Raw genomic sequence first — 6843 nt, forward strand, 5'->3', positions numbered from 1 at the left:
GCCCGCTGGCTTTCCGGCCGTGATCTTGATTGCCTTGACGCGTGCAACTCGGAGACTGGACGGTGCTACTGGTAGCCGCTGCGGCGGCGGGCTGGGTCGACGCGGTGGTCGGCGGCGGCGGGCTGATCATCCTGCCCACCCTGTTGCTGGTCGCCCCCGGCATCGCACCGCAGACGGCGCTCGGCACGAACAAGATGGCCGCGCTGGCGGGAACAGCCACGGCGGTACTGACCTTCGCGCGCAAGGTGCCGATGCAGTGGAAGGTGCTGGTGCCCGGTGGGGTGATCGCCGCGATCACCGCCGCGTGCGGTGCGGCGGCCGTGTCGCTCATCGACCGCGAACTGTTCATCCCGATGGTGATGGTCGTGCTCGTCGGCGTGGCGATCTTCGTGACATTGCGCCCGAAGGTCGGGTTGACGATGGCGACGCACCCACCGACGCGACGCAAGGTGATCCTGGTCGTCGCGCTCGCCTCGGGCCTCATCGGCCTCTACGACGGTTTGCTCGGCCCCGGCACCGGAACCTTCCTCATCATCACCTTCGCCACCCTGCTCGGCACCGAGTTCGTGCGCGCCGCGGCGATGGCGAAGGTCATCAATTGTGGGTCGAACGTTGGCGCACTGCTGTATCTCGGCGCCACCGGGCACGTGCTGTGGGGGCTCGGCGCGGGCATGGCGGTGGCGAATATCGCCGGTGCCGTTGTGGGTTCGCGGATGGCGCTGGCCAAGGGCGCGGGCTTCGTCCGGGTGGTGCTGCTGGTTGTCGTCGTGGTGATGGTGGTGCGGCTGGGCTGGCAGCAGTTCGCCTAGCGCACCGCGTCGGGTTGGGCGGCCAGCCACGGTTGCAGCACCCGCGAAGTGGTTTCGTGGATCTTGCGGTGCAGGCGTTCACCGTCGTCGATGCTGTGCTGCGGTTGCTGGAACAGCACCGTCAACGCGCCCGAGACCGCGCCGACCACGGCGCCGACCAGGGCGGCGGCGCCGACCTCGTCGAGTTCGTGGGGAAACGCCAGGTGCAGTTGCCTGGCGATCTCGCGCTGGGCGACGAGCTGGGCATGCGCGGCCCGACCGCTCACCGACGGAACGGTGCGCGAGACGCGGGCGCGCAGGGCGGCGATGCGGGCGCCCAGGTCGTCGACGAGGTGTTCGCCGGGGTTGTCGCCCGCTGCGCGCAGGGCACGCAGCAACACCTCGACGGGTCGCTCCCCCGGCCTGCGGGTGGCGATGGCCGCGACCGCCGCGCGCACGCGGTCGTCGGGTTCGGGAAAGAGCAGTTCTTCCTTGCTGGCGAAGTAGTTGAAGAAGGTCCGGGTGCCGACCTCGGCCGCGGCCGCGATTTCGGCGACGGTGGTCTCCTCATAGCCTGCTGCCTCGAACAATTCGACGGCGGCCAGCAGAATCGCACGACGGGTTCGTTCCCTTTTTCGATCGCGGAGGGCAGATGGCGGCACGGCGGGCACCCTACGGCATCCGCGGGATCTCCGGCGGGAGGATCGGGGCCCGCGCGTCACGGTTGTCGCTGCCACGGCCCGGTTTTCACGCAGGCCTGGGCACGTGTCGGTGGGAGCCGCTAGCGTAGTCGCGGTGAGTACCACGACTTCACACGAGGTGGACGAAGAGTTCCGCGCGCTCGGGCTCGCCGCGCTGGCCGAGGCCGCGTTGTCGGCGGCCCGCGCGGCGGGAGCCGAACACGCCGATCTACGGGTGCAGCGGTTGGTGACCCAGTCGATCCGGTTGCGTGACGGCCGGGTCGAGGCGGTCACCGATGCCACCGAACTCGGGTTGGCGGTGCGTGTGATCGTCGACGGCACCTGGGGTTTCGCGTCCCACGCCGCCCTCACCCCCGACACCGCCACCGAGGTAGCGCGTCGCGCGGTGACCGTCGCGCGAGCTCTGCGTTCGCTGAACCGGGAGCGGGTGGAGCTGGCCGACGAACCAGTCTACGACGACGTGTCCTGGGTGTCGGCCTACGATCTCGATCCGTTCGCGGTGCCGACGGCCGACAAAGTGGCGCTGCTGCAGGACTATTCGGGGCGGTTGTCCTCGGCCGACGGTGTCGACCACGTCACCGCCTCGGTGTTGCAGGTCAAGGAACAGACTTTCTACGCCGACACCGCGGGATCATCGATCACCCAGCAGCGGGTGCGGTTGCATCCGGAACTGGAAGCGGTGACCGTCGACGCCGCGGCCGGGGTGTTCGAGACCATGCGCACGCTCGCCGCGCCCGCGGGCCGCGGGTGGGAGTACGTCACCGGCGCCGACGGAACCTGGGACTGGGCAGACGAACTCGCGCGGATCCCCGGCTGGCTGGCCGAGAAGGTGAAGGCGCCTTCGGTCGTTGCCGGGCCGACAGATCTGGTGATCGACCCGACCAACCTGTGGCTCACCATCCACGAATCCATCGGGCACGCCACCGAGTACGACCGGGCGATCGGCTACGAATCCGCCTATGCGGGTACGTCGTTCGCCACTCCCGACAAGCTCGGCACCTTGCGGTACGGCACACCGATCATGCATGTCACCGGTGACCGCACGCAGGTGAACGGGCTGGCCACCGTCGGCTACGACGACGAGGGTGTGGCTGGCCAGCGGTGGGATCTGGTGCGCGACGGTGTCCTCGTCGGCTATCAACTCGACCGCGTGTTCGCCCCGCGCCTCGGCCTGGACCGCTCCAACGGCTGCTCCTACGCCGATTCGCCGCACCATGTACCGATCCAGCGGATGGCCAATGTGTCGCTGCAACCGGATCCCGACAGCGACACGAGCACTGCCGAGCTGATCTCGCGGGTCGAGGACGGCCTCTACGTCGTAGGCGACAAATCCTGGTCGATCGATATGCAGCGCTACAACTTCCAGTTCACCGGACAGCGGTTCTTCCGGATCCGCAACGGGGAGCTGGCCGGTCAGGTGCGTGATGTCGCCTACCAGGCCACGACAACCGATTTCTGGGGGTCGATGGAGGCGGTCGGCGGGCCGAGCACGTGGCAGCTGGGTGGGGCGTTCAATTGCGGTAAGGCTCAACCGGGTCAGGTGGCGGCGGTGAGTCACGGTTGCCCGTCGGTGCTGGTGCGCGGGGTCAATATTCTCAACACCCGGACGGAGGGCGGCCAGTGAGCGCGAGTGTGTTTCCGGCGGGGGCGGTGGTCGAGCAAGCACTTGCCGCGTCGACGGCCGACGAGGCGATCGTGCTCGTCACCGACGCGCACGAGGCGTCCCTGCGGTGGGCCGGTAATTCGATGACCACCAACGGTTCGTCGGTGTCGCGGTCGTGGGCGGTGATCTCGATCTTCCGCGACGGACCGAACTCAGCTCGGGTGGGCTCGATCTCGTCGACCAGTGTCGATCCGGCCGACATCGCGGCCGTCGTGCGGGCCGGTGAGGAGGCCGCGCGCACGGCCGAACCGGCCCAGGACGCCATGCCGCTGCTCGAGCCGACCGAGGACGATTCGGCCACCTGGGAGCAGGCGCCCGGTAGCACCGGGATCGAGGTGTTCGCCGGGCTGGCGCGCGATCTGTCGGCCGGGTTCGACGGCACCGACCGGCTCTACGGTTTCGCCCACCACCAGGTGCACACCACCTGGCTCGGCACCTCCACGGGCATCCGCCGCCGGTTCACCCAGCCGACGGGGTCGGTCGAGATCAATGGAAAGCGCGGGGAGGGCAGCGATCTCGCCAGCGCCTGGGTCGGCGTCGGGACACCCGATTTCGTCGATGTGGACACACCCGGGCTGCTGTCGGAGCTCTCGCGGCGCCTCGACTGGGCCGCCCGCCGGGTCGACCTGCCCGCGGGCCGCTACGAAACCTTGTTGCCGCCCTCGGCTGTCGCGGATCTGATGATCTACATGGCGTGGAGCATGGAGGGTCGCGGCGCCCAGGAAGGGCACAACGCCTTCGCCCGTGCGGGCGGCACGCGTGTCGGTGAGCGACTCACCGACCTCCCGCTCACCCTGTATTCCGACCCGAAGGCGAGCGGCCTCGAGTACCGGCCGTTCGTGGCGACACCCTCCTCGTCGGAGTCGCTGTCGGTATTCGACAACGGTCTGTCCGCGCGGCGTGTCGACTGGATCTCCGGCGGCGCCATCGAATCGCTGATCTACCCGCGCGCCACCGCCGCCGAATTCGGCACCACCGCAACGGTTCCCGGCGAGAACCTGCTGCTCACCGGCGGCGGCGACGCCACCCTGGACGACATGATCGCCCGCACCGAACGCGGCTTGCTGCTCACCTGCCTGTGGTACATCCGCGAGGTCGATCCGGCAACCCTGCTGCTCACCGGCCTCACCCGCGACGGTGTGTACCTCGTCGAAGACGGAAAAGTCACCGGCGCGGTGAACAACTTCCGCTTCAACGAGAGCCCCCTCGACCTGTTGCGGCGGGTCTCGGAAGCAGGCGCGACCGAGATCACTCTTCCTCGCGAATGGAAGGACTGGTTCAGTCGAACGGCTATGCCCCCGTTGCGGATTCCGGACTTCCACATGTCGTCGGTGAGCCAGGCGACCTGAGCCGAAGGGGCCGGCGGTGCATGCCCGCACCGCCGGCCCAGGGTTCGCCTACGCGACCGCGCGACCCGGCAGTGGGCTCTAGCCCCAGTCGGCGAGACTGGTGGCGCTTCCCTCCGCCAGGTGCAGGATCACGTCCGCACCCTCGATGGTGTCGGGATCCAAGGGGAAGTAGCCCTGTTCGGGTTTCGTATCCGTCCGGATTTCGGCATTGCCGAGGGTATCGGCGGCCACCAACCCCCAAGTGGGTGTTGCCTTCTGGAGTATGCCCTCGTACGTGCCCGGGTCGGGTTCGCCGAGTTCCAGGCCGGCGCTGCGCCCGAGGCTGCCGAGGATCGCCTGGTAGCGCTGCCCCATCAGTGCCGCGACGATCGCGCCCGCGCCCGACCAGGTGAGATTCATCGGACCCATTCGCATGATGCTCGAGGTGCGGCGCAGGTGCAGGTTGTGGGCGCACACCAGGGTCGGGCCGCGTGAACTCTCGACGGTGCGGATGTCGAGCAGGTTCTCGGCCATCAGGGCGTCGCGGGTGGCGGACAACGCCGACCACCGTTCGTCGTCGGGAAGAGGGTCGGCGGCTCGTGCGTGGTAGCGCAGCAGCCCGAGTCCGGTGGTGAGATGGACTGCGGCCTTGCGCCATTCGTCGAGCGAGGTGGCGGCGATTCGTTCCGGTGCCTTGGCATGGAGGCGGACGAGCAGGTCGTCGGCGATGACGCGCAGGCGCGCGGCATCGGTGCCCGCGCCCACCGAGACGGCCGGGTCCATGATCGCCTCGGTGCGATTCCATCGGTCGTCCGCACCGGCCACCTCGCCGATGTCGAGGTCGAGTTGCAGGTAGTCGCAGGCATATTCGAGGTATGGGCGCGGACTCGGTGCGTACATGGTTTCCATCGCGCCGTCGAAACCGTGGATGCTCACGCGGTCCTCGGGCGGCAGTTCGGTGTTGTGGGCGTGTAGCCGGGTCACCAGTTCCCGGTTGGCGTCGAAGGCGCCGAAACCATGCGTGAACCCGGTCCTCATCACCTCGTCGAGGGTGCCGACGCCGTGGCGTACATAGTCGTCCACGGTGAGGGCGGCGGCCCGGTCCGTTTCCAGGGCGATGGACCGGAAACCTCCGTCTACCAGTTCGCCGAACAATTCGTTGCGCACGGCCGCGAAGCCCGGTTCCTTGTGCGTGGGTTCGCCGAATGCGAGGAGCTCGCAGGTGGACGGGATGGTGTTCCAGATTCTCTGATTCATATGAGTACATCGTATCGTTGAAGAAACGGTGTAAACCTGGCCAGGCTTATCTTCGATAATAGCCGAGTAAAGTCTCAAACTGTGAGGAATCTGCGTCCGTCGGATCTGGCCCAGGAGCACGGCATCTCCACCCAGGCGGTGCGCAACTACGAACAGGACGGGTGTCTCCCACCCGCCGACCGCACCCCCGCCGGTTACCGCGTCTACACAGAGCTCCACGCGGCCGCTCTGCGCACCTACCTCACCTTGATCTCCGCCTTCGGCCATGCCACCGCGAGTCGCATCATGCGTGCGCTGCACGACGACCGCCTCGACACGGCTCTCACCGAGATCGACCGTGCTCACGCTCGTCTACTCGAGGACCGCGAAACTCTCGCCTCTGTCCGCCGCGCGGTCGACCACCTCACGAGCGAATCATCCTTCTCCACAGTGGATTCCGAAGCTGCGTACACCATTGGTGAACTCGCCGGGCATCTGCGGCTCACCCCTGCCACGCTCCGAGCTTGGGAAGCGGCAGGCATCCTCTTGCCTGTCCGCGATTCCGCCACCGGCTACCGGATGTACACGTCCACCGACCGTCGTGACGCTCATCTGGCGGCGATTCTCCGTCGCGGTTTTTACCGGCTCGAGCACATCGCGGTCGTCATTGCGCAGATCCGTGGGGCAGGGAGTACCGAGGGTCTGATTGCTGCATTGAGCGGATGGGAGGGCAAGCTGACCGAGCAGGGGCTTGCGATGCTTGATGCGGGAGCTGTGTTTCACGGGTATGTGGGTGAGCTCGGCGTGTAAGTGGTTGCCTTGGAATAGTGTTCGTGACTGTTGAACTGGTGGTCTCGGGTACCGGTCGGGGCTTTCACGTACTGCAGGTTCGGCCCGACTGGACGGCTCGAGTGGTGCCACCTGGCGGATTCCTGGTGGTGTGTAACGCCCTCGGTGTTTTGTGCACCACAAAGGTATTGGGCTGTGTTTGTTGGAGCGCTGGCGCGCTCGAGCGCGGCCCCTGAGGGGCCGCGCGAACAGCGCTCGAGACTCGCGCTTCGCGCATGCGCTTCGAGCGCTGTTCGCGCGGCCGGGCCGCTGCGCCGCTTCGCGGCGGACCCTCCTCG

The 6843-nt window shown here is 67.7% G+C and carries 6 protein-coding genes; 4 read left to right on the forward strand and 2 right to left on the reverse strand.

The features are described 5' to 3' along the window. The first annotated feature begins 41 nt into the window (after nt 1-41). On the forward strand, nt 42-809 hold the full coding sequence (locus LDL21_RS13470) for a TSUP family transporter (RefSeq protein ID WP_067635509.1): 768 nt from the start codon (nt 42-44) through the stop codon (nt 807-809). Here the strand turns inward: LDL21_RS13470 and LDL21_RS13475 are convergent. Beyond that, nucleotides 806-1450, reverse strand: coding sequence for a TetR family transcriptional regulator (locus LDL21_RS13475; protein WP_303745828.1), 645 nt, complete (start codon nt 1448-1450; stop codon nt 806-808). The genes LDL21_RS13470 and LDL21_RS13475 overlap by 4 nt on opposite strands. Nucleotides 1451-1583: 133 nt before the next feature. On the opposite strand from LDL21_RS13475, the gene LDL21_RS13480 reads away from it, so the two are divergent. Then, entirely contained in the window at nt 1584-3113 is a 1530-nt protein-coding gene (locus tag LDL21_RS13480; protein ID WP_225280298.1) for a TldD/PmbA family protein, read from the forward strand. A gap of 8 nt (nt 3114-3121) precedes the next feature. Next, a complete protein-coding gene (locus tag LDL21_RS13485) occupies nt 3122-4501 on the forward strand; it encodes a TldD/PmbA family protein (RefSeq protein WP_225280353.1) in 1380 nt (459 codons plus the stop codon). Nucleotides 4502-4579: 78 nt separating this feature from the next. On the opposite strand, the gene LDL21_RS13490 is transcribed toward LDL21_RS13485, so the two are convergent. Continuing rightward, nucleotides 4580-5737, reverse strand: coding sequence for an erythromycin esterase family protein (locus tag LDL21_RS13490; protein ID WP_225280299.1), 1158 nt, complete (start codon nt 5735-5737; stop codon nt 4580-4582). 81 nt (nt 5738-5818) lie between these two features. On the opposite strand from LDL21_RS13490, the gene LDL21_RS13495 reads away from it, so the two are divergent. Next, complete coding sequence (locus LDL21_RS13495) at nt 5819-6526, forward strand: MerR family DNA-binding transcriptional regulator (RefSeq protein WP_225280300.1); 708 nt, start codon at nt 5819-5821, stop codon at nt 6524-6526. The last annotated feature ends 317 nt before the right edge of the window (nt 6527-6843 follow it).

It is taken from the genome of Nocardia rosealba, from assembly GCF_020216065.1.
Classification (GTDB): Bacteria; Actinomycetota; Actinomycetes; order Mycobacteriales; family Mycobacteriaceae; genus Nocardia; species Nocardia rosealba.

Bases quoted from the DNA above. Each gene is read 5' to 3' on its own strand.
- LDL21_RS13490 (WP_225280299.1), bottom strand. From the start codon at position 5,737: ATGAATCAGAGAATCTGGAACACCATCCCGTCCACCTGCGAGCTCCTC.